Source organism: Micromonospora sp. NPDC005257 (genome assembly GCF_042872445.1).
Classification (GTDB): domain Bacteria; phylum Actinomycetota; class Actinomycetes; order Mycobacteriales; family Micromonosporaceae; genus Micromonospora.
Genome location: NZ_JBIAKL010000006.1, coordinates 66,199 through 87,921 on the forward strand (window position 1 = coordinate 66,199; position 21,723 = coordinate 87,921).

General features: G+C 74.2%; 16 protein-coding genes. 8 read left to right on the forward strand and 8 right to left on the reverse strand.

The features are described from left to right. Nucleotides 1-127 precede the first annotated feature (127 nt). Both ACFYO8_RS14665 and ACFYO8_RS14670 read left to right on the forward strand, forming a co-directional pair. Complete coding sequence (locus tag ACFYO8_RS14665; RefSeq protein ID WP_354869970.1) at nt 128-1,387, forward strand: M48 family metallopeptidase; 1,260 nt, start codon at nt 128-130, stop codon at nt 1,385-1,387. Then, the gene (locus ACFYO8_RS14670; RefSeq protein WP_354869973.1) at nt 1,384-2,508 is read left to right on the forward strand and encodes a glycosyltransferase family 4 protein; all 1,125 of its coding nucleotides are present in this window, start codon (nt 1,384-1,386) and stop codon (nt 2,506-2,508) included. The genes ACFYO8_RS14665 and ACFYO8_RS14670 overlap by 4 nt, the downstream gene beginning before the upstream one ends. 79 nt (nt 2,509-2,587) lie before the next feature. Here ACFYO8_RS14670 and ACFYO8_RS14675 read toward each other — a convergent pair whose 3' ends face one another. The 5 genes from ACFYO8_RS14675 to ACFYO8_RS14695 form a co-directional block, all read right to left on the reverse strand. Then, on the reverse strand, nt 2,588-4,348 hold the full coding sequence (locus tag ACFYO8_RS14675) for a putative bifunctional diguanylate cyclase/phosphodiesterase (RefSeq protein WP_387188774.1): 1,761 nt from the start codon (nt 4,346-4,348) through the stop codon (nt 2,588-2,590). Next, nucleotides 4,341-5,153 carry an SAM-dependent methyltransferase gene (locus ACFYO8_RS14680; protein ID WP_354869976.1) on the reverse strand — a complete coding sequence of 271 codons (813 nt, stop codon included), beginning with the start codon at nt 5,151-5,153 and terminating at the stop codon, nt 4,341-4,343. Before ACFYO8_RS14680 ends, ACFYO8_RS14675 begins: the two co-directional genes overlap by 8 nt. Before the next feature lie 197 nt (nt 5,154-5,350). Continuing rightward, nucleotides 5,351-6,019: a response regulator transcription factor gene (locus ACFYO8_RS14685; protein WP_013287678.1), complete on the reverse strand. Its 669-nt coding sequence runs from the start codon at nt 6,017-6,019 to the stop codon at nt 5,351-5,353. 7 nt (nt 6,020-6,026) lie between these two features. Beyond that, the gene (locus ACFYO8_RS14690) at nt 6,027-7,721 is read right to left on the reverse strand and encodes a GAF domain-containing sensor histidine kinase (RefSeq protein WP_354869980.1); all 1,695 of its coding nucleotides are present in this window, start codon (nt 7,719-7,721) and stop codon (nt 6,027-6,029) included. A gap of 14 nt (nt 7,722-7,735) precedes the next feature. Beyond that, entirely contained in the window at nt 7,736-9,538 is a 1,803-nt protein-coding gene (locus tag ACFYO8_RS14695; RefSeq protein WP_354869982.1) for a long-chain fatty acid--CoA ligase, read from the reverse strand. A gap of 168 nt (nt 9,539-9,706) precedes the next feature. Between ACFYO8_RS14695 and ACFYO8_RS14700 the strand changes: the two genes are divergently transcribed. From ACFYO8_RS14700 to ACFYO8_RS14725, 6 genes are all read left to right on the forward strand, one after another. Beyond that, nucleotides 9,707-10,183 carry an SRPBCC family protein gene (locus tag ACFYO8_RS14700; protein ID WP_354869985.1) on the forward strand — a complete coding sequence of 159 codons (477 nt, stop codon included), beginning with the start codon at nt 9,707-9,709 and terminating at the stop codon, nt 10,181-10,183. Nucleotides 10,184-10,204: 21 nt separating this feature from the next. Beyond that, on the forward strand, nt 10,205-10,840 hold the full coding sequence (locus ACFYO8_RS14705) for a hypothetical protein (RefSeq protein WP_354869988.1): 636 nt from the start codon (nt 10,205-10,207) through the stop codon (nt 10,838-10,840). A 73-nt stretch (nt 10,841-10,913) separates the two neighbouring features. Then, the gene (locus tag ACFYO8_RS14710) at nt 10,914-11,861 is read left to right on the forward strand and encodes an ROK family glucokinase (RefSeq protein WP_354869991.1); all 948 of its coding nucleotides are present in this window, start codon (nt 10,914-10,916) and stop codon (nt 11,859-11,861) included. Nucleotide 11,862: 1 nt separating this feature from the next. Beyond that, complete coding sequence (locus ACFYO8_RS14715) at nt 11,863-12,561, forward strand: endonuclease/exonuclease/phosphatase family protein (protein ID WP_354869993.1); 699 nt, start codon at nt 11,863-11,865, stop codon at nt 12,559-12,561. A gap of 426 nt (nt 12,562-12,987) precedes the next feature. Continuing rightward, on the forward strand, nt 12,988-14,397 hold the full coding sequence (locus ACFYO8_RS14720) for an NAD(P)-binding domain-containing protein (protein WP_354869995.1): 1,410 nt from the start codon (nt 12,988-12,990) through the stop codon (nt 14,395-14,397). A gap of 55 nt (nt 14,398-14,452) precedes the next feature. Beyond that, a complete protein-coding gene (locus ACFYO8_RS14725; RefSeq protein WP_354869997.1) occupies nt 14,453-15,277 on the forward strand; it encodes an alpha/beta fold hydrolase in 825 nt (274 codons plus the stop codon). A gap of 16 nt (nt 15,278-15,293) precedes the next feature. Here ACFYO8_RS14725 and ACFYO8_RS14730 read toward each other — a convergent pair whose 3' ends face one another. From ACFYO8_RS14730 to ACFYO8_RS14740, 3 genes are all read right to left on the reverse strand, one after another. Further along, on the reverse strand, nt 15,294-16,712 hold the full coding sequence (locus ACFYO8_RS14730) for a trehalose-6-phosphate synthase (RefSeq protein WP_354869999.1): 1,419 nt from the start codon (nt 16,710-16,712) through the stop codon (nt 15,294-15,296). A 173-nt stretch (nt 16,713-16,885) separates the two neighbouring features. Continuing rightward, on the reverse strand, nt 16,886-17,725 hold the full coding sequence (locus ACFYO8_RS14735; protein WP_354870001.1) for a DUF308 domain-containing protein: 840 nt from the start codon (nt 17,723-17,725) through the stop codon (nt 16,886-16,888). 356 nt (nt 17,726-18,081) lie between these two features. Then, nucleotides 18,082-21,549, reverse strand: coding sequence for an ATP-binding protein (locus ACFYO8_RS14740; protein WP_387190845.1), 3,468 nt, complete (start codon nt 21,547-21,549; stop codon nt 18,082-18,084). Nucleotides 21,550-21,723 lie beyond the last annotated feature (174 nt).

Here is a 21,723-nt window from a genome sequence, read left to right on the forward strand (position 1 = left end):
GGCCGGGGACGGCGCGGCCGGGCACGTGTCGGCGCGGTGGGCCCCGATCGGGGCCGGGCCATAGGATGGGCGGTCACGGCGGGGGGAGCGGCATGACGCGGACGGGGCACCACGGCGGGGTGGGTCGGTGACCCCGCGCGCCTGGGCGCTGCTGACCCTCGGCGGCCTGGCGGTCGCGCTGCTGGTGGCGGTGGTGCTGCTGGTGCCGTGGAGCCGGCCGCCGGCGCCCCGCGCCGACCAACTCGCGGCGCTGGGGGAACTTCCGGCCGGGCAGGTGGCCCGGGGCCGGGAGTTCCACGGCGCGCTCCGCCCGTCGGCCTGGTCGGCGCTCGCGGTCGGGCTGGTGGTGGCGTTGCTGCTCGGGCTGACCCCGCTGGGCGCGCGCCTGGTCGAACTGGTCGGCCGTCCTTTCGGCGGGCACTGGGTCGCACAGGCGGTGCTCGGCGGGCTGGCCGTCATCTTCCTCGCCGACCTGCTCACGCTGCCGTTCGCGGCCTGGCGCCGTACCGTGCTGGTCCGCTACGGGCTGAGCACCCAGAGCTGGGGTGGCTGGGCGGTCGACCTGCTCAAGTCGTACGCGGTCAGCGCGTTGATCGGCGCGCTGGTCCTGCTCGGCTTCTACACGGTGGTCCGGCTCGCCCCGCGCTGGTGGTGGGCGTTCGGCGCGGCCGGTGCGGCAGCCCTGGTGGTGGTGCTGTCGTTCGTGCTGCCGGTGCTCGTCGAGCCGGTGTTCAACCGGTTCACCCCGATGGAGCCGGGTCCGCTGCGCAGCGAGCTGACCGCGATGGCGGCCCGGGACGGCGTACCGGTGCGCGACGTGCTCGTCGCCGACGCGTCCCGGCGTACCAGCGCGGTGAACGCGTACGTCTCCGGACTCGGTCCGACGCGGCGGGTGGTCGTCTACGACACGCTGTTGCGCGAGGCCGAGCCGGCGGAGGTGACCAGCGTGGTCGCCCACGAGCTGGGGCACGCCAAGGACCGGGACGTGTGGACCGGCACGCTGCTCGGCGCGCTCGGCGCCGCCGCCGCGGTGGTGGCGCTCTACCTGATCGGGTCCTGGACGCCACTGCTGCGGCTCGCGGGCGTCGACTCGATCGCCCAGCCCCGGGCGTTCCCGCTGCTGATCGCGCTGGTCACGATCGCCGGCCTGCTCGCCACCCCGGCGCAGGCGCTCGTCTCCCGCCGGATCGAGGCCCGCGCCGACGCCCACGCGCTGGCGCTCACCGGCGACCCGGCGACGTTCGAGGCGATGCAGCGGCGGCTGGCCGGGGTCAACCTGGCCGACCCCGACCCGCCGCGCTGGGAGCGCCTCTGGTCGGCGACCCACCCGTCCACCGTGGAGCGGATGGCCGCCGCCCGCGCCTACGCCAGGGAGCCGGGCCGATGAGCCGCACCTTGCTGATCACCAACGACTTCCCGCCGCGCCCCGGCGGCATCCAGTCGTTCGTCCACAACCTCGCGGTGCGCCAGCCGCCCGGCTCGGTGGTGGTGTACGCGTCGAGCTGGCGCGGTGCGGAGAAGTTCGACGCCGACCAGCCGTTCGAGGTGGTCCGGGAGCGGACCCGGGTGCTGCTGCCCACGCCGCTGATCGCCCGGCGGGCGGCGCGGCTGGCCCGCGCCTACGACTGCGACACCGTCTGGTTCGGTGCGGCGGCCCCGCTGGGGTTCCTCGCCGCGGGCCTGCGGCGGCGGGCCGGGATCCGCCGGGCGGTGGCGCTGACCCACGGGCACGAGGTCGGCTGGGCGGCGCTGCCCGGCGCCCGGTCGGCGCTGCGCCGGATCGGCCGGGGCGTGGACGTGACCACCTACCTCGGCGAGTACACCCGGGAGCGGCTGGCCCGCGCGCTGGACGGGCTGACCGAGCTGCGGCGGCTCGCACCCGGCGTGGACGTGGACACCTACCACCCGGACGTCGACGGCAAGGAGGTCCGCAGGCGGCTCGGGCTGGCCGACCGCCCGGTGGTGGTGTGCGTGTCACGGCTGGTGCCCCGCAAGGGCCAGGACATGCTGATCCGCGCGCTGCCGGCGATCCGCCGCCGGGTGCCCGACGCCGCGCTGCTCGTGGTCGGCGGCGGACCGTACCGCTCGACGCTGGAGAAACTGGCCCGGCAGACCGGGCTGGAACGCGACGTGGTCTTCACCGGGTCGGTGCCCTCGGCCGAACTGCCCGCCCACTACGCGGCCGGCGACGTCTACGCGATGCCGTGCCGCACCCGCAACCGGGGGCTGGACGTGGAGGGCCTCGGGATCGTCTACCTGGAGGCGAGCGCGACCGGACTGCCGGTGGTGGCCGGTGACTCCGGCGGCGCCCCGGACGCGGTCCGCGAGGGGGAGACCGGGTACGTCGTCGGTGGCCGGGACGTGGCCCAGCTCGCCGACCGGGTGGCCACGCTGCTCGCCGACCGGGATCTGGCCCGGCAGTTCGGCGCCGCCGGCCGTGCCTGGGTGGAGCGCGAGTGGCGCTGGGAGACGCAGGCGCAGCGGATGGCCGCCCTGCTGACCGGCTGACCGCGCGCCGCCGGATCAGGTGGCGGGGTCAGGTGGCAGGGCCGGCCGGTCAGGAGGCCGCGTCTCAGGAGGCCGCGTCTCAGGGGGCCGCGTCGACGTGGGCGGGCACCCGGCCCAGGTGCGGCGCGGCCGGACCGGGACGGCCGAAGTGCCAGCCCTGCCCGGCGTCGCAGCCGATCGCGCGCAGCCGTTCGGCCTGGTCGGCCGTCTCCACCCCCTCGGCGGTGACGGTCAGGTCCAGCGCGTGCGCCAGCGAGACGAGCGAGGCGAGGATCCGCTCGTCGGTGCGGCTGCCCGGCGCGCGCAGGCCGCTCACGAACTCGCCCGCCACCTTCAGCTCGTCGACCGGCAGGTCCCGCAGATACGCGAGGTTGCAGTATCCGGTGCCGAAGTCGTCTATGGCGACCCGGACACCGAGGTCGCGGAGCACCCGCAGAGCCCGCACCGGCTCGACCACGGTGCTCATCATGGTGCTCTCGGTGATCTCCAGTTGCAGCCGGTGCGGCGGCAGGCCGGTGCGCCCGATCACGCCGCGTACCTCGGTCACCAGGTCGCTGCGGTGCAACTGCCGGACGGCGAGGTTGACGCTGACGAACGGCGCGTCCCCGTCCACGTCGGGCCAGGCGCCCGCCTCGCGGCACGCCTCGGCCAGCACCCAGCTGCCGAGCCGGACGATCAACCCGGTCTCCTCGGCCAGCGGGATGAAGCTGTCCGGCCGCAGCACACCCAGCTCCGGGTGACGCCAGCGCACCAGCGCCTCCATGCCGACCACCCGCCCGTCGCGCAGCGACGTCAGCGGCTGGTAGTCGAGGTAGAACTCGCCCCGGTCCAGCGCGGCGGGGATCGCCGCGGACAGCGCGTACCGGGCCAGGTCGCGGCGGTTGCGGTCGGCGTCGAACAACGACCAGCGGGCCCCGCCGGCGGCCTTGGCCCAGTGCAGCGTGCTGTCGGCCGCGCGCATCAGATCCATCGGCGAGGTGCCCGCGACCGGCCGCTCCACGATGCCGATGCTCGCGGACACGGTCAGCTCGTGGCCGTCGACCAGCGCCGGCTCGCGTATCGCCGCCAGCGCCACCTCGGCGACCTTCACCGCGTCGTCGGTGCCGACGGTGCGTTCCACGAGGATCACGAACTCGTCCCCACCGAGCCGGGCCACCAGGTGTTCACCGAGCGCCCGGTGCAGGCGCTGGGCCACTGTCACCAGCAGCGAGTCGCCGACCTGGTGGCCGAGGGAGTCGTTGACGACCTTGAAGCGGTCCAGGTCGAGGAAGCAGACACCGACCCGGTCGGCGCCCCGCCCGGGCGCGGTGATCGCGGCGGTCAGCCGTTCGGTGAACAGCGTGCGGTTCGGCAGGCCGGTGAGCGGGTCGTGGGTGGCCTGGTGCCGGAACCGGGCCTCGCTGTCGCGCAGCGCCCGTTCCGCCTGCGCCCGGGCCATCATGGCGGCCCGGCGGATGGACTCCTGCTCGTCGAGCGTGCGGTCGCGCAGGGCACGGGCGTACCCGGTGGCGACTGTGGCGAGCAGCCGCGCCATCCGGTCCTCGACGTCGTCGACGACCAGGTCGAGATCGCGGACCAGGCGCAGCTGGATCACCTCGACGGTGCGGCCGAGCCCTTCCGCGGAGGCGATGTGCGCCTGCACCAGCTCCGCGCCGACCTGCTGGCCGATCCGCATGTCGAACGGCTCGGCACGCAGCGCCTGGGCCAGCCGCTCGGTGAGCCGTTGCAGCGTTTCCTCGAGTTGCGACTGGGCCATCGGCAGGTAGCTGGTGCCGGAGACCGCCTTGGCCCAGGCCCGGGCGAAGACGCCCGGGCGGCAGCGGGCCGCGTCGTCACGCACCGAGCCGCCCCACCCCGCCCATGAAGACGGCCCGCTCGGCGTTCTCCGCCTGGTCGGGGGAGTCCGGCCGCCACTGCGGCACCCACACCACGCCCGGGTCGACCACCTCGAAGCCGTCGAACAGCGTGGTCAGCTCGGCCCGGCTGCGGATCCAGAGCCGGCTGTCGGTGCGCCGGTAGACCCGTTCCGCCTCGGCCCGCTCGCCGGTGCCGGCGCGGCCGTCCTCGCTCGCCTGGGAGAGCACCAGGTGACTGCCGGGCGCCAGAGCCGTGCGCAGCGTCCGCAGGATCTCCTCGGGACGGTCGGCGTCCGGGATGAAGTGCAGCACCGCCACGATCATCACGGCGACCGGCTGGGTGAAGTCCAGCAGCCGGGTGACCTCCGGGTGGGCCAGGATCGCCTCCGGCTTGCGCAGATCCTCCTGGAGCACGACCGCGTTCTCGTTGCCGGCCAGGATCTCGTGGCTGTGCGCCACCGCCACCGGATCCACGTCGACGTAGACCACGCGCGACTCCGGGTCGATCCGCTGGGCGATCTCGTGCACGTTGCCGACGGTCGGGATGCCGGAGCCGATGTCCAGGAACTGACGGATGCCGGCGTGGGCGAGGTACTGCACCGCCCGGCGCAGGAACGCGCGGTTGGCCTGGGCCATCAGCGGAGCCTCCGGCACCGCCTCCACCATCGCGCGGGCGGCCGCCCGGTCGGCCGCGAAGTTGTGCGATCCCCCGAGGTAGTAGTCGTACATCCGGGCGACACTGGGGCGCTCGATGTCGATCGTCTCGGGTGCCCAGTCCGGCCGCTGCATGTCCTGCCCCTCGGGTGTCGGCGACACGCGGTCCGCGCCGTCGCGTGGACCACCCGGGTATTCTGCCCCTCCGCCGTCGCGGTGCAAAGACCGCCGTCGCTACGCGTCCGGCCGTTCACCGTACGCGACCAGGCGTGGCGTCGGAGCCGCGAGAGGCCCGCGTCCGTGGCGGACGGGGCCTCTCGCGGCGGTGTGCCTCAGAACTTCGGGGCGTCCGGGGCCTCCAGCAGCCCCAGCCGCAGCGCGGTCATCAGCGCCTGCGCCCGGTTCGCAGCGCCCAGCTTCTCGTAGAGCTTGGAGATGTGGGTCTTGGCGGTCGACTCGCTGACGAAGAGCTGCTTGGCGATGCCGGCCACGCTCATGCCGTCGGCGAGCAGGCGCAGCACCTGGCCCTCGCGGGGGGACAGCTGCGGACCGGACGGCGCCAGCCGGCGCTTCATCGCCTCGGCCAGGTCGGCGGCGGTGAACGCGCTGGGGGAGGAGGCGGCGTGCCGGGCGGCGGCCACCACCTCGTCGGCCGGGGCGGTCTTCGGCACGAACGCGCTCGCACCCGCCTCCAGGGCACCGAAGAGCTGGTCGTCGCCGGCGTACATGGTCAGCACGACGATGCCCATGGACGCGCTGGACTTGCGCAGGGCGCGGGTGGCCTCCAGGCCGCTGCCGTCGGGCAGGCGCAGATCCATGATCACCACGTCGGGCTGGAGCGCGCCGGCCTGGCGCACGCCCTCCGCGGCGGTGGCGGCCTCGCCCACGACCTCGAACTGACGGTCGCGCTCGAACGCGTGACGCAGCCCCTTGCGGATGAGGTCGTGATCGTCGACCAGGAGAACCTTGGTACGGGTGGCCGGTGTCGGACTGCTGGTCATCCTCGGGTTACTCCCCTTCTGCTGCTGCGGCGCTGCCGCGCACCTTATCGCGCCGGGGCGACGAACCGAGCACCACCGCCACAGTCGTCCCACTCGGCTGTCGCGGCCTGATCTCCAACCGGCCTCGGATACGTTCCGCCCTCTCCGCCATGATCGCAAGGCCATAGTGCCCGTCCGGGCGCTGGTCACCGATGCCGTGACCGTCATCCGACACTTCGATTCGGGCGAACGGGGGATCCACCTCGCACGTGACCCACAGGTTCGAGGCGCCGGCGTGCTTGCGGGCGTTCGTCACCGCCTCCTGCGCGATCCGCAGCATCTCGGCCTCGGTGGCGGCGGGCAGCCGGGCGGTGGACTCGTCGAGCGACAGGTGCACCCGCAGGCCACCGGAGGCGCCGACGGTGCGGGCGTACTCGGCGATGGCGGCGGCCAGGCCACCGTGCCGGTCCACCTCGCTGCGCAGCTCGAACAGGCTCAGCCGCAGCTCGGTGATCACCCGGGTGACCTCCTGGCGCAGCGTACGCAGCGAGTCGGCGGTCTCGTCCGCGTCGTCGTGCACGGTGGCCAGCGCGTTGTCGATGCCGTACCCGACCATCACCAGCTCCTGGGCGACCCCGTCGTGGATCTCCCGGGCCAGCCGCTGCCGCTCCTCGTTCGTCGCCAGCGAACGCACCTCGTCGAAGAGCAGCGCCGCCTCCAGCCGCAGCGCCGCCGGGCCGGTCAGCGCCGTCACCCGGGACACCACCGGCGGCGGGTACGCGGCGGCGGTGTCCGCCTCGATCACCACCAGGCCGACCGTGCGTACGCCCGCCACCAGCGGGACGATCAGCGCGGACACCTCGCCGGAGTGCCGCGACCGGGCCTGCGAGCGCGACGAGACGGTCGGTTGCTGGCTGGCCCAGGCGTCGGCGATGGCCGAGTCGGCGTCGAGCGTCGTCTCCCAGTCCACCCGGTCCGCGCCGATCTGCGCGAGCACCACGAGCCGGCCGCCGCCGCTGGCGGACAGCACCGCGCCCCGGTCGGTCTTGGCCACCACCCGCAGCTCCTCGAGCAGGTGCTCGGAGATGCCGCCCGGGTCCAGGGTGGCGCCGGGCAACTGGCGGGCCACCGTACGGAGCTGGGTGAGCAGGCGGGTCGCCTCGGCGTACGGCTGGGGTTTGCCCTCGCCGCGCATCCGCATGACGCGCTGGAGCGTGCCCGCGGTGTAGAGGCCGAGCCCGGCCAGGATCAGCCACTGGGCGCAGACCGTGAGGTAACCGACCTGGCCGAGTTGCGGTCCGCCGTCGACCTTGGTGAACGCGGCGCTGGCCAGCAGCGTCGCCGCCGCGACCACGAGCAGCGCGGCGCCCTCGCGGAACCGGCGGCCCAGAGCGGTCACGGTGACCGGCACGGCGAGGTACGGCAGCACCGCCGAGGCGCCCAGCCCACCGGTCACACCGGACAGATGGGTGTCGGCGGCGACCTGGCTGGCGGCCAGCCCGAGCACCACCACCTCGGCGAAGCGGCTGAACGGGGCGAGCAGCCGGTGTTGCGGTGCGAGCACGGCGGGCAGGCCCGCGACGCCCAGCAGCGCGATCCACCAGAGCTGGGCGGCGTCGCGGGTGGCGAACAGGGTCAGGGCGGCGACCAGCGCGAGGAGGACCGCGCGAGCCGCTACCGCGAGGGGCTGCGTCGACGGCTGGCGGGATGTGGAGGCGGGCACGTGACGGATGGTAGTCAGCCCCGGTAGATCTCGGCGATCTCCGAGGCGTACGTCTTGTGCACGACCTGACGCTTGACCTTCAACGACGGGGTCAGTTCACCGGTGGTCTCGGCGAAGTCCTGCGGCAGGATCCGGAACACCTTGATCGCCTCGGCCTTGGAGACCGCCTGGTTGGCCTGGTCGATCGCGGACTGCACCTCGGCGCGCAGCGCCGCGTCCTCGCGCAGCTCGGCGATGCTCGTGGTCTCCGGGCGCCCCTGCCCGGCCAGCCACTTCGGCAGCGCCTCCTCGTCGATGGTGACCAGGGCGGCGATGAACGGCTGCCGGTCGCCGACCACCACGCACTGGCTGATCAGCGGGTGCGCCCGTACCTGGTCCTCCAGCACCGCCGGGGCGACGTTCTTGCCGCCGGCGGTCACGATGATCTCCTTCTTCCGGCCGGTGATGCTCAGGTAGCCGTCCTCGTCGAGCTGCCCGAGGTCGCCGGTGCGGAACCAGCCGTCGGTGGTGAGCGCCTCGGCGGTGGCCGCGTCGTTGCGCCAGTAGCCCTGGAAGACGATGTCGCCGGCGATCAGGACCTCGCCGTCGTCGTCGATCCGGATGGTGACGCCCGGCAGCGGCCGGCCGACGGTGCCGATCCGGGTGCCGCTGGGCAGGTTGGCGGCGGCGGCCGGCGAGGTCTCGGTGAGGCCGTACCCCTCGCAGATGGTCACCCCGACGCCGCGGAAGAAGTGCCCGAGCCGCGCGCCGAGCGGCGCGCCGCCGGAGATGGCGTCGCGGCACCGGCCGCCCATCGCCGCCCGCAGCTTGCGGTAGACCAGCTTGTCGAAGAGGGCGTGTTGCGCGCGCAGGCCAAGGCCCGGACCGCCGGGCAGCTCCTGCGCCTCGCTCCACGCGATGGCGACCTTCTCCGCCCGTTCGAAGATCTTGCCCTTCCCCTCGGCCTCGGCCTTCTGCCGCGCGCCGTTGTAGACCTTCTCGAAGACCCGGGGTACGGAGAGCACGAACGTCGGCTTGAAGTCCTGGAGCTCGGCGACCAGGTCCTTGGTGTCCGCGCAGTGCGCCATGGTGGCCCGGGCGTGCACCACGCCCACCTGGATGAGCCGGGCGAAGGCGTGCGCGAGGGGCAGGAACAGCAGCGTCGAGGCGCCCTGGCGGAACAGGTTCGGCAGCACCGGCACCGCGTTGGCGATGTCGGTGTAGATGTTGCGGTGGGTCAGCACGCAACCCTTGGGCCGGCCGGTGGTGCCGCTGGTGTAGATGATCGTGGCGACGTCGTCGGCCTTGAGCAGCGAGCGGCGGGTCGCCACCTCGGCCGGGTCCACCGACGCGCCGGCGGCGACCAGCTCGCCGACCGCGCCCAGCTCGATCTGCCAGACCTCGCGCAGTTCCGGCAGCCGGTCCCGGACGCCGGCGACCAGGGTGGCGTGCGCGGTGCTCTCCACCACCACGGCCACGGCGCCGGAGTCGCCGAGGATCCAGGCGGCCTGCTCGGCGCTGGACGTCTCGTAGATCGGCACGGTCACCGCGCCGGCCGCCCAGATCGCGTAGTCGAACAGCGTCCACTCGTAGCGGGTGCGGCTCATCAGGCCGACCCGGTCGCCGGGGGAGACGCCCGCGGCGATCAGGCCCTGCGCCAGCGCCACCACCTCGTCGCGGAACTGGCGGCAGGTCACCTCCTCGCGCGCGCCCGTCCCCGCGGCGGGGCGGACGAACTGCACGGTGTCCGGGGCGACCTCGGCGTTTTCCCAGACCGGGTCGGTCAGGTTGGCCGCGTCGCCGACGGTGACGATCGGCGGGACGGAGAACTCGCGCACCTGCACTCCCTCGTGCTCTACCGGCGGGGGGCCGGCCTGGTCGGCTCTGTCGAAAACCTACCCGCACACCCCCGGGGGCCTGCCAGGGAGGTTGCTCGCCCGGCTGGTGGGACACCGTCCGGCGGGTGGAGCGGGACCGGCCGGGACGCGGCCGGGTAGCCTCCCCCCATGGCGGACTCCTCCACCCAGTCGATCATCGTCGGCGCGTCACCGGACCGGGTGGCGGCCGTCATCTGCGACTTCCCGAGCTATCCCGAGTGGGCCGAGGCGGTACGCCGGGCCGAGGTGATCGAGGAGTACGAGGACGGCTACGCCAGCCAGGTCCGCTTCACCCTCGACGCGGGCGTGCTGGCCGACGAGTACGTGCTGGCCTACGAGTACGCCGAGGACATCTCGCGGATCGAGTGGCGCCTGGTCGCCCCGTCGAAGATGCAGCGCTCCCAGCGCGGCTCGTACGACCTGGTGGGCAACCCGGACGGGACGACCACGGTGACGTACACCCTGGAGGTGGAGCTGTCCGTGGCGATGCTCGGCATGTTCCGCCGCAAGGCCGAGAAAATGATCATGGACGCGGCGTTGAAGCAGCTCAAGCGCCGGGTAGAACCACCCGGTGCGGCGCAGGAGACCCGACCGTCGTCCCGGTAGTCACGCTGGAGGAGCCGAACCATGGGCACCACTGATCCGGGTTCGGCCCGGGAAGAGGCCGAGCGCCTCGTCGCCACACTGCTCGCCGGCGCGAAGCTGGCCGCCGCCGCGCCCGGCCCGGGCGCCTGGGGTCCGCTCGGTGGGATCCTCTCCGGTGTCCTCGGTCACACCCCGACCGGCGCCGGTTCCGCGGCGGAGCCCTCCGGCAGCACCGGTTTCGCCACCGGCTCCCCGGAATGCTGTGTCTGCCCCCTCTGTCGCGGTATCGCCGCGTTGCGGGATCCGAGTCCGGAATTCGCCGAGCGGCTCGCCACCGGCGCCGGGGACCTGGCGGCCGGGGTGGCCAGCGTGCTGCGCGCGTTCACCCCCGCCGAGCCGCAGCGTTCCGCCGACGACGGCGCCGCCGAGCCGGCCGGATCCGGGGACCACGTGTGGCGCGAGGCGACCCGTACCGGGCATGATTCTCAGCCGGCACCCGAGCAGGACGTGTGGTCCGCCGCCACCCGGGGGGAGGGCGCGGCCGATTCGGGTGCCACCGCCGACGCCGCCGGGCCGCCGGAGCCGGGCACGAGCCGGCCACCGGCCGGCCGTCCCGTGGTGCCCGCCTCGCGGGCGTCCGGCGAGGTGGGCGCGGACGCACCAGGCGACGGAGCCTGACCACCGGACATCCCGGGACCGTACGGCCGGTTCGGCCGGTTCCCGGGCAGCACAGCAGAGGGGAGTGGCAGCGGTGACGCTGACCATCGGAGTCGACGTCGGTGGCACGAAGGTGGCCGGCGGTGTCGTGGACGACGCCGGCACGGTACTCGTGCAGACGCGACGGGACACCCCCGCCGACGACGTGGCCAAGACCCGCGACGTCATCATCGAGGTGGTCACCGAGCTGGCCGCCGGTCACGCCGTGGGGGCGGTCGGCATCGGCGCCGCCGGCTGGATCGACGCCTCCCGCTCCACAGTGCTGTTCGCCCCGAACCTGGCCTGGCGGGACGAGCCGCTGCGCACGTACGTCGGCGACGCCACCGGCCTGCCGGTGATCGTGGAGAACGACGGGAACGTGGCCGCGTGGGCGGAGTTCCGCTACGGCGCGGCCCGCGACGCCGACGACTCGATGGTCATGTTCACCATCGGCACCGGCGTCGGCGGTGGCATCGTGCTCGGCGGTGACCTGGTCCGCGGCGCCAACGGCATCGCCGCCGAACTGGGCCACATGCTCACCGTGCCGGACGGCCACCAGTGCGGCTGCGGCCGGCTGGGCTGCATCGAGCAGTACGCCAGCGGCAGCGCCCTGGTCCGCTTCGCCCGCGCCGCCGCCCGGCAGGAGCCGCACCGGGCCACCGCGTTGCTGGAGCTGGCCGGCGGCGAGGCCGAGACGATCACCGGCCCGATGGTGACCGCCGCGGCCAAGGGCGGCGACCCGGTCTCCACCGAGGCGTTCGCCCAGGTCGGCCGCTGGCTCGGCACCAGCCTCGCCGACATGGCGCAGATCCTCGACCCGCAGGTGCTGGTGGTGGGCGGTGGCGTGATCGACGCTGGTGACCTGCTGCTCGGCCCGACCCGGCGGTCGTTCGCCGACGCGCTGGCCCAGCGCAGCCGCCTGCCCGTCGCCGAGGTACGCCCGGCCGAGTTGGGCAACACCGCGGGCGTCATCGGCGCCGCCGACCTGGCCCGGCGGATCTGACATGACGGACACGGGTGTGCCGCTGCGGGTGGTGTCGTACAACATTCACAGCCAGCGCGACGACACCGCCGCCCTGGCCGAGGTGGTCCGGACGGCGGCGCCGGACGTGGTGATCGTCCAGGAGGGACCGCGCCGGTTCCGGTGGCGGCAGAAGTGCGCCGCGCTGGCCGAGTCGTTCGGCATGGTGGTGGGCGCCGGTGGCCTGCCGTCGCTGGGCAACGTGCTGCTGACCAGCCTGCGGGTGCGGGTCGTCGACGCGAGGTGCCAGCGCTACCCGCTGACGCCGGGACGGCACATGCGCGGCGCCGCGTACGCGCAGTGCCGCGTCGGCGGCGTCGACGTGCTGCTTGCCGGCTCGCACCTGTCCACCGACCCGGCCGAGCGGCCGGCCCAGGCGGCGGCGTTCAAGCGGGAGCTGGCCGCGTCCACACTGCCCGTGGTGGCCGGCGCCGACATCAACGAGGGTCCGGACGGGCCGGCCTGGCAGACGCTCGCCGAAGGGCTCACCGACACGGCGCTCGCCGCCGACCGGGCCGACCGGCTCACGTTCTCCTGCGCCGACCCTCGTCGCCGCATCGACGCGCTGTTCGTCGACCCCCGGATCACGGTCGTGGATTACGACGTGGTGGACACGCCGCTGACCCGCCGCGCCAGCGACCACTTCCCGGTCCTGGTGGACCTGCTGCTGCCGCCCGCCTGACCGGAGCGGACCGCCGGGGGAAGTACCCGGGCCCGGCGGTCCACCGGCGTCACGCCCGCCTGGGCCGTGACACACGGTCAGGTGCCCGCCGGCCGGAAGGACCACCCCTCGCCGCCTTTGCTCTGCCGCCATATGCGCATCAGCTACCCGCCGTGACCGGCGGGCCGCGTCCTGGCCGGACGGCCGCGAGGCATAAGCGCAGCTCGCGGCGGTGCTGCGTCTGTGGCGGCAGAGCAAAGGGCACACGAGGATACGCCTGCGGGGCTGCCCGTTCAGCCACGCTCGGTGACCGGCCCTGCGTGACGCTGTGTCAGGGGAGCCGGGCGGGTGGGCGCGGCGCCGGATCCGGTGGCTGGACAACGGCGGGCATTCTCGGCAGGATTTCGCTCCGACCCGGCACGCGTGCCGCACAAAGGAGAATTCGCGGTGTCCTCCTCCACCGACCCCGGCCGCCCCGATCCGGACCGGACTGTCGTACCGAGCCGTGACGAACGCCCGGTCTCCGACCGGGGCGACACGGTCTGCGTCATCGGCGCCGGTGCCAGCGGCCTGACCGCCGTGAAGAACCTGCGCGAGGCCGGCTTCGGCGTGGACTGCTACGAGCGGGAGACGGGCGTCGGTGGCGCCTGGAACTGGCGGCACGACCGCAGTCCGGTGTACGCCAGCACGCACCTGATCTCGTCCCGGCCGTTCACCCAGTTCCCCGACTTCCCGATGCCCGACGACTGGCCGGATTACCCGCACCACAGCCAGTTGCTGTCCTACTTCGAGCGGTACGCCGACCACTTCGACCTGCGCGAGCACATCTGGTTCGGCACCGAGGTGGTCCGCGTCGAGCCGGTCGACGGGGACCGCTGGGACGTGACCACGCGCAGCACCGGCGGCTACGGCCCCGAGCGCACCTCCCGGTACTCCGCCGTGGTGCTCGCCAACGGCCACAACTGGTCGCCGAAGCTGCCCCGCTACGAAGGGCTGGAGGAGTTCCGCGGCGAGGTCATGCACGCCTCGTCCTACAAGGACCCGGCGCAGTTGCGCGGCAAGCGGGTGCTCGTCGTCGGCGCCGGCAACACCGGCTGCGACATCGCGGTGGAGGCGGCCCAGCAGGCGTCGCACTGCTGGCACTCCACCAGACGTGGCTACTGGTACGCCCCGAAGTACGTCCTCGGCCGCCCCGCCGACCAGGTGAACGACACGCTGCTGGCGTTGCGGGTGCCGCTGCGGGTACGGCAGTGGCTCTACCACTGGACGCTACGGCTGACCGTCGGCGACCTGACCCGGTTCGGCCTGCCCAAGCCGGACCACCGGGTCTACGAGACGCACCCGATCGCCAACAGTCAGCTCGTCTACTACGTCGGTCACGGCGAGATCACCCCGGTGCCGGACGTCGCCCGGTTCGACGACCGCGCCGTGGAGCTGACCGACGGCCGGCGGATCGACCCGGAGCTGGTCGTCTTCGCCACCGGCTACCTGCCGCGCTTCGAGTTCCTCAAGGGCCGGGTGCTCGGCGACGAGGACGGCTCCGGGCGGCCCCGGCTGTGGCTCAACGCGTTCACCGCCGGTCATCCCACGCTCGCCGTGGTCGGCCTGGTGCAGCCGGACTCCGGCATCTTCGCGATCTCGCACTGGCAGAGCGTGCTGTTCGCCCGGCTGCTCACGCTGCGCGCCACCCGGCCGGAGCGGGCCGCCGCGTTCGACAGCAGGGTCCGGGCCGGTCTCGGCGAGCGGTACTCGGCAAAGGTCAAGGACAGCACCCGGCACTGGTTCGAGGTCGGGCACGCCGACTACCTGCGCGCGCTCCAGCGGGCGCTGCACGAGCTGGAGGAGGGCACCAGGTGAGCGCGAGGAACGCAGCGCAGCGGAGTCCCGCAGTCGCGAACGAAAGGCCGGCACGGTGACGGCCGAGCGGGTGCGGGTGGTCCGGTCGTGGGAGTGGGCCCGGCCGGAGCGGCCCGCCCGCCGCGAGGTGATCGCCGCCGTACCGGACCGGGAGGAGGCGAAGCCGCCGCTGCTGTTCGTGCCCGGCTTCGGGCACGGCGCGTGGGCGTTCGCCGAGCACTGGCTGGGGCACGCCGCCGGTCGCGGCTTCCCGGCGTACGCGCTGAGCCTGCGCGGGCACGGCGGCAGCGAGCCGGCGCCGGAGGCGACGCTGCGCTCGTACACCCATGACGTGACGCAGGTGGCGGCGAGCCTGCCGCGGCAGGCGGTGCTGGTGGGGCACGGCGCCGGCGCCCGGGTCGTGGCGCACGCGCTGGCCCGCTACCCGGCGCGGGCCGCGGTGCTGGTGGCGCCGGTGCTCGGCGGATGGGCGACGTTCGGTACGGCGTTGCGGCGCAACCCGGTCGGCACGGTGCCGGCGGTCTTCGGCGCCGGGCTGCGGCTCAACCGGCGGCAGTTGTTCAGCCCGGAGCTGCCGGACGCCGACGTGCGGCGGCACCTGGCCCGGCTGGGCCGGGCCGGGCGGCGGGCGCAGTGGCAGTTGCTGACCGGCCGGTCCCCGGAGCCTGCGGTGGGCCGGCCACCGGTGCTGGTGCTCGGCAGCCCGGACGACCGGGTGCTGCCGGCGACGGCGCTGACCAAGGCGGCCCGGCGGTACGCCTCGGCGCCGCTGCTGTTCCCCGGCATGGGCCACGACCTGATGCTCGACGCCCGCTGGCGCGAGCCGATCGACGCGATCCTGGACTGGCTGGACAAGGACCCGGCGCCCGCCCTCGGGTGAGCGCCCGGGGCGCCGGTCACCGGGCCGCGGGGCGGCGGCCGCCGAGCGGTCCGCTCTCCTCCAGCGCGCTGAGGTAGGACGCCGCCCAGGCGTGGATGTCGTTGTGGGCCAGGTGTGCGCGCATCGCGTGCATCCGGGCCGTCACGTCCTCCGGGCCGGCGCGCAACGCGGCCAGCAACCCCTGCTTGAGGCCGTCGAGGTCGTGCGGGTTGACCAGGTACGCCTGCTCCAGTTCGGCGGCGGCGCCGGCGAACTCGCTCAGCAGCAGCGCGCCGGTGCCGTCGACCCGGGCCGCGACGTACTCCTTCGCGACCAGGTTCATGCCGTCGCGCAGCGGCGTCACCGCCATCACGTCCGCGACCCGGTAGAGCGCCACCAGCTCGGCGCTGTCGAACGGCTGGGTGAGGTAGTGGATCGCCGGCTCGCCGACCCGGCCGAACTCGCCGTTGATCCGGCCGACCTGGTGCTCCACCCGGTCGCGCAGGATCTGGTACTGCGCCACCCGGTCGCGGCTGGGCACCGCCACCTGGACCAGCACCGTGTCCCGGACCTTGATGTCACCGTTCGCCAGCAGCTCCCGGTACGCCTTGAGGCGCTGCTCGATGCCCTTCGTGTAGTCCATCCGGTCGACGCTGAGGATCACCTGCTCCGGCTGGCCGAGATCCTGCCGTAGTCGGCGGGCCCGCTCGGCGACCTCGGGGCGCGACGCGAGCGCGGACATCTCGGCGGTGTCGATGGCGACCGGGAAGGCGCCGACGCGCACCACCCGGCCGTCCACGCCGATCCGCCGGTCGGTGGCGGGCAGGCCGAGCACCTTGGTGGCGAGCTGGGCGAAGTTGTGCGCGGCCTGGGCCCGCTGGAAGCCGACCAGGTCGGCGCCGAGCATGCCGCGTAGCAGCTCGGCCCGGCGGGGCAACTGCATGAACAGTTCCGGCGGCGGGAACGGCACGTGCAGGAAGAACCCGATCCGCAGGTCGGGGCGCAGCTCGCGGAGCAGGCCGGGCACCAGCTGGAGGTGGTAGTCCTGCACCCAGACCAGGCCGCCCGACTCGGCCACCTGGGCCGCCGCCTCGGCGAACCGCTGGTTGACCCGCTGGTACGCCTCCCACCAGCGGCGGTGGTATTCCGGCTGTTCGACGGCGTCGTGGTAGAGCGGCCAGAGGGTGGCGTTGGCGAAGCCCTCGTAGTGGTCGCGGAAGTCCTCGGTGCTCAGCGGCACAGTGTGCATCCGGACGCCGTCCACGTCCGGCAGTTCGGGAGCCGGACCGGTGCCGCCGGCCCAGCCCACCCAGGTCGCGGGCGTGTGCCGCAGCAGCGGGTGCAGGGCACTCACCAGGCCGCCGGGGCTGCGGCGCCACTCGAAGGCGCCGTCGGGCGCCACGCTGTCGTCGATGGGGAGGCGGTTGGCCACCACCACGAGGGGGCTCTGTCGCATCTCGGGCATTCCGCTCAGCAGGGGACCGGCGACCCGGAGTAGACGCAAGCCGGACAGCCGGTGCGGGACGTGACGTTCAGCCTATTACTACTGACCGTAAGTTACACGCTTGTTACGCCTCGGCCCGGGGTGGGCGGCGTCCCGGCATCCGGGCAGGAGCCGACGACGCGGCGTCAGACGACCGCGCCGTCGTCCGGGTCGTGGTCGTCCCGGTCACCCGGGCGCAGCCGCCAGATCAGCATCACGAAACCGGCCAGGATGCCGGTGAAGCCGAGCAGCGTCACCACCGACGGGTCGACCAGCGACACCACGGTGGGGGACAGGAACAGCAGGAAGCCGAGCACGATGCAGGCCACGCCGAGCACCGCGTACTTCGAGAAGCGGGGCAGCGGGGGCGGCGGGGGCGGGGTGTAGTGCTCCTCGTCCGAGGCGTCGTCGGGCAGGCCGGCGCCGAACGTGTCCAGACCGTCGAGGAGTGAGGGCTCGTCGTGCCGGTCCCGGCTGACCGAGACGCCGGAGACGTCGGCGGCGTACGGCAGCCGGCGCACGTCGGTGGCGGTCGGACCGGCGGGCTCCTCGGCCCGGCCGCCGGCGGCGGTGCCCGGCACGGGCGGGTCGTCCACGTCCTCCGCGGCGGGCCAGGGGTGGCTGCCGGCGCTCGGCGCGGTGTGGAAACCAGCGACGATCTTCGCCCACTCGGCCTCGATGTCCGGCTCGTCGGCGCGCGGCGGGTCGCCCGCGCCCTCGTCGGCGAGCTGGGTGAGGTAGTCGCGGGCGGTGGTCAGGTGCGATCTGTCGACGTAGAGCCGGTCGACCGGGCGGGCCGGGACGGTGGTGGTGCGGGTCACCGGGTTCAGGTCGGCCGAGGGCTGGAGGTAGGCCGCGATGCCACCGGCGGCGAGCACGTCGAGCAGGTGCTCGCCGACGCGTGGATCGACGTCGCCCGCGACCGCGTACTCGGCCGCGTCGAGCCCGTTGTCCCGTCGTCCCCGACGGGGCCCGCCCCCTGACAACGGACACCCCCCTTCGCCGATCCCTGACCTTGCCCTGAATCGTGACACGTCGGCACCCGGTTCCGGGAGTGCGTTGTGGCGTGCCGCTCGTCGTTCGTACCCTCTTCCCGGAGTCCGGCCGGCGCGGACGGCGCCTCCGGGGCCGCGCGGAGACCCGTCCGCCGGCATCGGCACGGGACGGACGCCGGTGTTGTACTGGCTGCTGAAGTACGTCATTTCGCGGCCCGCTGCCGAGGTTGATTCCCTCTTCACTCGCTGATCGTCGAGCGAAAAGTCACATCCATCGCGAAAGCCGAATACTTCACCGGTAACGGCCTCGTCCACCCCGGAGCCGCCCGGTCGTCCCGGCTCGACCCTCAGCCCGCCCCGGCGATCCGCAGCAGCCCCGCGGCGGCGTGCCGGCCGGCGAACGCGCGTACCCGGTCCAGCGTCGCCGCGGCGGCCGGCGGATCCGCCTCGGTCAGCGGCCCGACAGCCAGCGCGGACGCGATCATCTGGTCGGTCACGTCGGTCATCTCCGCGTACCCCTCGGCCGCGGTGGTGAGCAGCCGGCCCGCCCGCGCGGCGTCGCCGTCGCCCCGGGCCAGCGCCGCCTCGGCCGACCGCCCGGCCGAGCGCGCCCAGCGGGTGGCGCGCGGCGACCGCGCCAGCAGGTCGCGCACCAGCACCGCGGCGTCGCCACCGAGCAGCGCGGCGACGTGTCCGATCGCCGGCACCCACTCGGCGAACGGGATCATCCGGGTCTGCCGCCAGTCCTCGTCCAGCTCGGTGAGCAGCGCCACCGCCTCGTCCCGGCGGCCCTGCACCGCGCGGCAGAGCGCGGCGTGCGCCAGCGTGGAGCGCAGCACCCGCTGGAAGCCGCTGCGCCGGGCCGCGACGAGCGCCTGGTCCACCAGGTCCTCGCCGGTGCCCGGCCCGGCCGGATCGTCGCTGAGCGCCCTGATCCAGCCGGACACGGCCACGATGTGCAGGTCCCACTCGTCGGTCGGGCGCCGCGTCGACCCCTCGGCCATCCGCAGCGCCGCCGACCAGTCCCCGCTGTAGTACGACCGGGCCCACTGATCGCTGAAGTTCACCGTCAGCGCGTGCTCGCCGGCCAGGTCCAGAGACCGCTGCTCGTCGATCAGCCGGGCCGAGCCGGCCAGGTCGCCCTCCTCCTGCAGCACCCAGGACAGGTTGTGCACCGCGCGGCGGCGGCTGGTCAGCCGCTCCACCCGGCACTCCTCGGTCAGCTCGGCCAGCTCGGCGTACGCCTCCTCGGCACCGGCCTGGTAACGGACCACGGCGAGCGTGATGCGCGCGTTCGCCCGGGCCTCCCGCATCCCCAGCCGCTCGGCCAGCTCGGCGGCGGTGCGCGCGGCAACGCACGCCGGTTCGGTCTCCGCGTCGAGCATGTGCGCCCGGGCCAGATCCAGCAGCACGCCCACCTTGTCCTCGCTGTCCGGCAGCGTGGCGTGCAGCCGGATGGCCCGGTCCAGGCAGCGCATCAGCTCCGAGCGGTCGGCCCGCGCGAAGGCCGCCGTGGCCAGCAGCCGCCACGCCTTCGCCGCGCCGGGCCGGTCCCCGGTGTCGGCCAGCCGGTCGGCCAGGGCGGTGAGCAGCGCCGTACCGCCGCCGTCGAGGAAGCCGTCCCGGTCCCGGTAGAACGCCAGTTCGGCCCGGAACAGCTCCAGCGCCGGGTCCGGACCGCACTCCACGCTCAGCGCGCGGTCCACCAGCGTGGCCGCGGTCTCCAGCGCGTGCAGGTCGTACGCCCGGCGCGCGGCGCGGTGCAGCGCGGACCGGGTCGCGCCGTTGTGCGAGGTCTGATCCAGCCCGACGGTACGGGCGATCTCGTGCGCCGCCCACCTGTGGTTGGCCAGCACCTCGGCCAGGTCGTGCTGCCGGCCGTCGGCGAGTTGCTCCAGCCAGTCTGCGGTGCGCTGGTGCCGGGCGACCCGCTCGGCCCGGGGCAGCCGCTGATAGCAGACGTCCCGGACCAGCACGTGCCGGAACCGGTACTCCGCCTGGCCGGGCATGGTCGACACAGGCAGCTCGTAGACGAGGTCACGGCGCTGGAGGTGGTGCAGCGCGCGCTCGACCCACTCCGCCGGGCGGCCGAGCGCCAGCGCCACCGGCGCCGCCCAGAACTGCACGCCGACCACCGAGGCGGCCTGGAGCACCGAGCGGTCGGCCGGATCGAGCAGGTCCAGCCGGTTGGCGATGACCGCCTGCACGGTACGCGGCATCCCGGCGCCCGCGGTCGGGTCGACGAGCGCGAGCGCGGCCGTCCGCTCCGCCAGCCCGCCGTCGAGCAGCATCCGCGCGTACTCCTGGGCGTAGAGCGGGTTGCCGTCGGCGAACTCGATCAGCGGCGCCCGTGCGTCCTGCGGCAGCGTGGCCTGGCCGAGCAGCAGCGAGTAGAGCGTGTCGATGTCCCCGTCGTGCATCGGCGGCACCGAGATGGACATCGCCCCGCTGATCGTGCCGGTCCAGGCCGGATGCCGTTCGCGCAGCTCCGGGCGGGCGGTCGCGACGACGAGCAGCGGCACGTTGCGGGCCGCCGCGCCGAGCTGCTCGACGAAGGACAGCATCGCCTCGTCGGCCCAGTGCATGTCCTCGAAGACGAGCACCGTGGGACCGGTCGCCGCCAGCGTGAGCAGGAAGCGCCGCCACGCCGCCTCGGTCTCGGCCGAGGTGAGTCGTTCGCCGGTGACGCCGACGAGCGGGCCCAGCGCCTCGGCCAGCCGTACCGCGTGCGGGTCGGCGAGGAGGCCCAGCCGCTCCCGCAGCCGGTCCCGGATGGTGGCCGGGTCGTCGACGCCGGTCAGCTCGGCCCAGCTCCGGACGATGTCGGCCAGGGCCGCGTAGGTGACGTTCTCGCCGAACGGCGGGCACTGGCCGGTCAGCCAGGTGACCCGGGTGCCGGGCAGGCTGGCGGCGTGCCGGGCCAGTTCGCGCAGCAGCCGGCTCTTGCCCACCCCGGCCGGGCCGAAGACGGTGAGCAACTGCGAGGTGCGTTCGGTCAGCGTGCGGTGCAGCGCGCTGACCAGCAGCCCTCGCTCGTGGTCCCGGTCGACCATCGGGGTCAGCTCGGCGGTCTGCCCGTCGCGCCGGGGCCGCGCCCGCACGGCCAGCCAGATCCGGCTCACCGCGGACCGGCCGCGCAACGTCACCGGCGGCTGGTCGTCGTACTCCATCTCGCGCCGGGTCGCCGACCAGGTGCTCTCGTCGACCACCACGCCGCCGACCGGGGCCAGCCCCTGCAACCGGCTGGCGGTGTTCACCACGTCGCCGGTGACGAACGCCTGGCCGCCGTCGCGCGCCGCGGCCAGGTCGACAAGGGCCTCGCCGGTGGCGATGCCGACCCGGAACCCGAGCGGCGGATGCGGTCCGGCCGGCTGCTTGGCCAGGCTGCGTTGCAGCTCCAACCCGGCGCGTACGCAGCGCAGCGCGTCGTTGTCGGTGGCCACCGGCGCGCCGAACAACGCCATGACCGCGTCGCCGATGTACTTCTCCACCACGCCGCCGTACTGGTGCACCAGCCGGCGCACCGTGGCGAAGTACGCCTGTTGCAGGCCGCGGGCCTGTTCCGGGTCGGCCCGCTCGGCGTATGTCGTGAAGTCGACGATGTCGATGAAGAGCACGCTGACCTGCCGGCGGTCCTCCTGCACCGTGACCGCGTGGTCGCGCAGCGGCTGACCGCAGTTGGTGCAGAAGTTGGCGTCGGCGTCGTTGGCGTGGCCGCAGCCGGGGCAGGCCGCCGCGAGCGGGCGCCCGCACCCACCGCAGAAACGGTCGTCCGGCCCGGCGGTCCGCGAGCACTGTCCACAGGTGAGGTCGATGTCCGGCTCCGTACGCGTGAGGTCCCCAGTGTCCCGCGCGGCCGCGCAGTCGGGTACCCGACGGGTCGGCGGACGTCGCGGCTGTTCGGCCGGGTCTAGTCTCCCCTAGCAGGAAGTCCCGTCGACAGGGAGTTTGCCGTGCACGTCCGGCTGTCCACCTCATGGACCGATCCA

Excerpts from the sequence above, each read along its gene's own strand:
- ACFYO8_RS14670 (WP_354869973.1), top strand. The coding sequence starts at position 1,384 with ATGAGCCGCACCTTGCTGATCACCAACGACTTCCCGCCGCGCCCCGGC.
- ACFYO8_RS14715 (WP_354869993.1), top strand. The coding sequence starts at position 11,863 with ATGACGGACACGGGTGTGCCGCTGCGGGTGGTGTCGTACAACATTCAC.
- ACFYO8_RS14700 (WP_354869985.1), top strand. The coding sequence starts at position 9,707 with ATGGCGGACTCCTCCACCCAGTCGATCATCGTCGGCGCGTCACCGGAC.
- ACFYO8_RS14705 (WP_354869988.1), top strand. The coding sequence starts at position 10,205 with ATGGGCACCACTGATCCGGGTTCGGCCCGGGAAGAGGCCGAGCGCCTC.
- ACFYO8_RS14685 (WP_013287678.1), bottom strand. The coding sequence starts at position 6,019 with ATGACCAGCAGTCCGACACCGGCCACCCGTACCAAGGTTCTCCTGGTC.
- ACFYO8_RS14680 (WP_354869976.1), bottom strand. The coding sequence starts at position 5,153 with ATGCAGCGGCCGGACTGGGCACCCGAGACGATCGACATCGAGCGCCCC.
- ACFYO8_RS14730 (WP_354869999.1), bottom strand. The coding sequence starts at position 16,712 with ATGCGACAGAGCCCCCTCGTGGTGGTGGCCAACCGCCTCCCCATCGAC.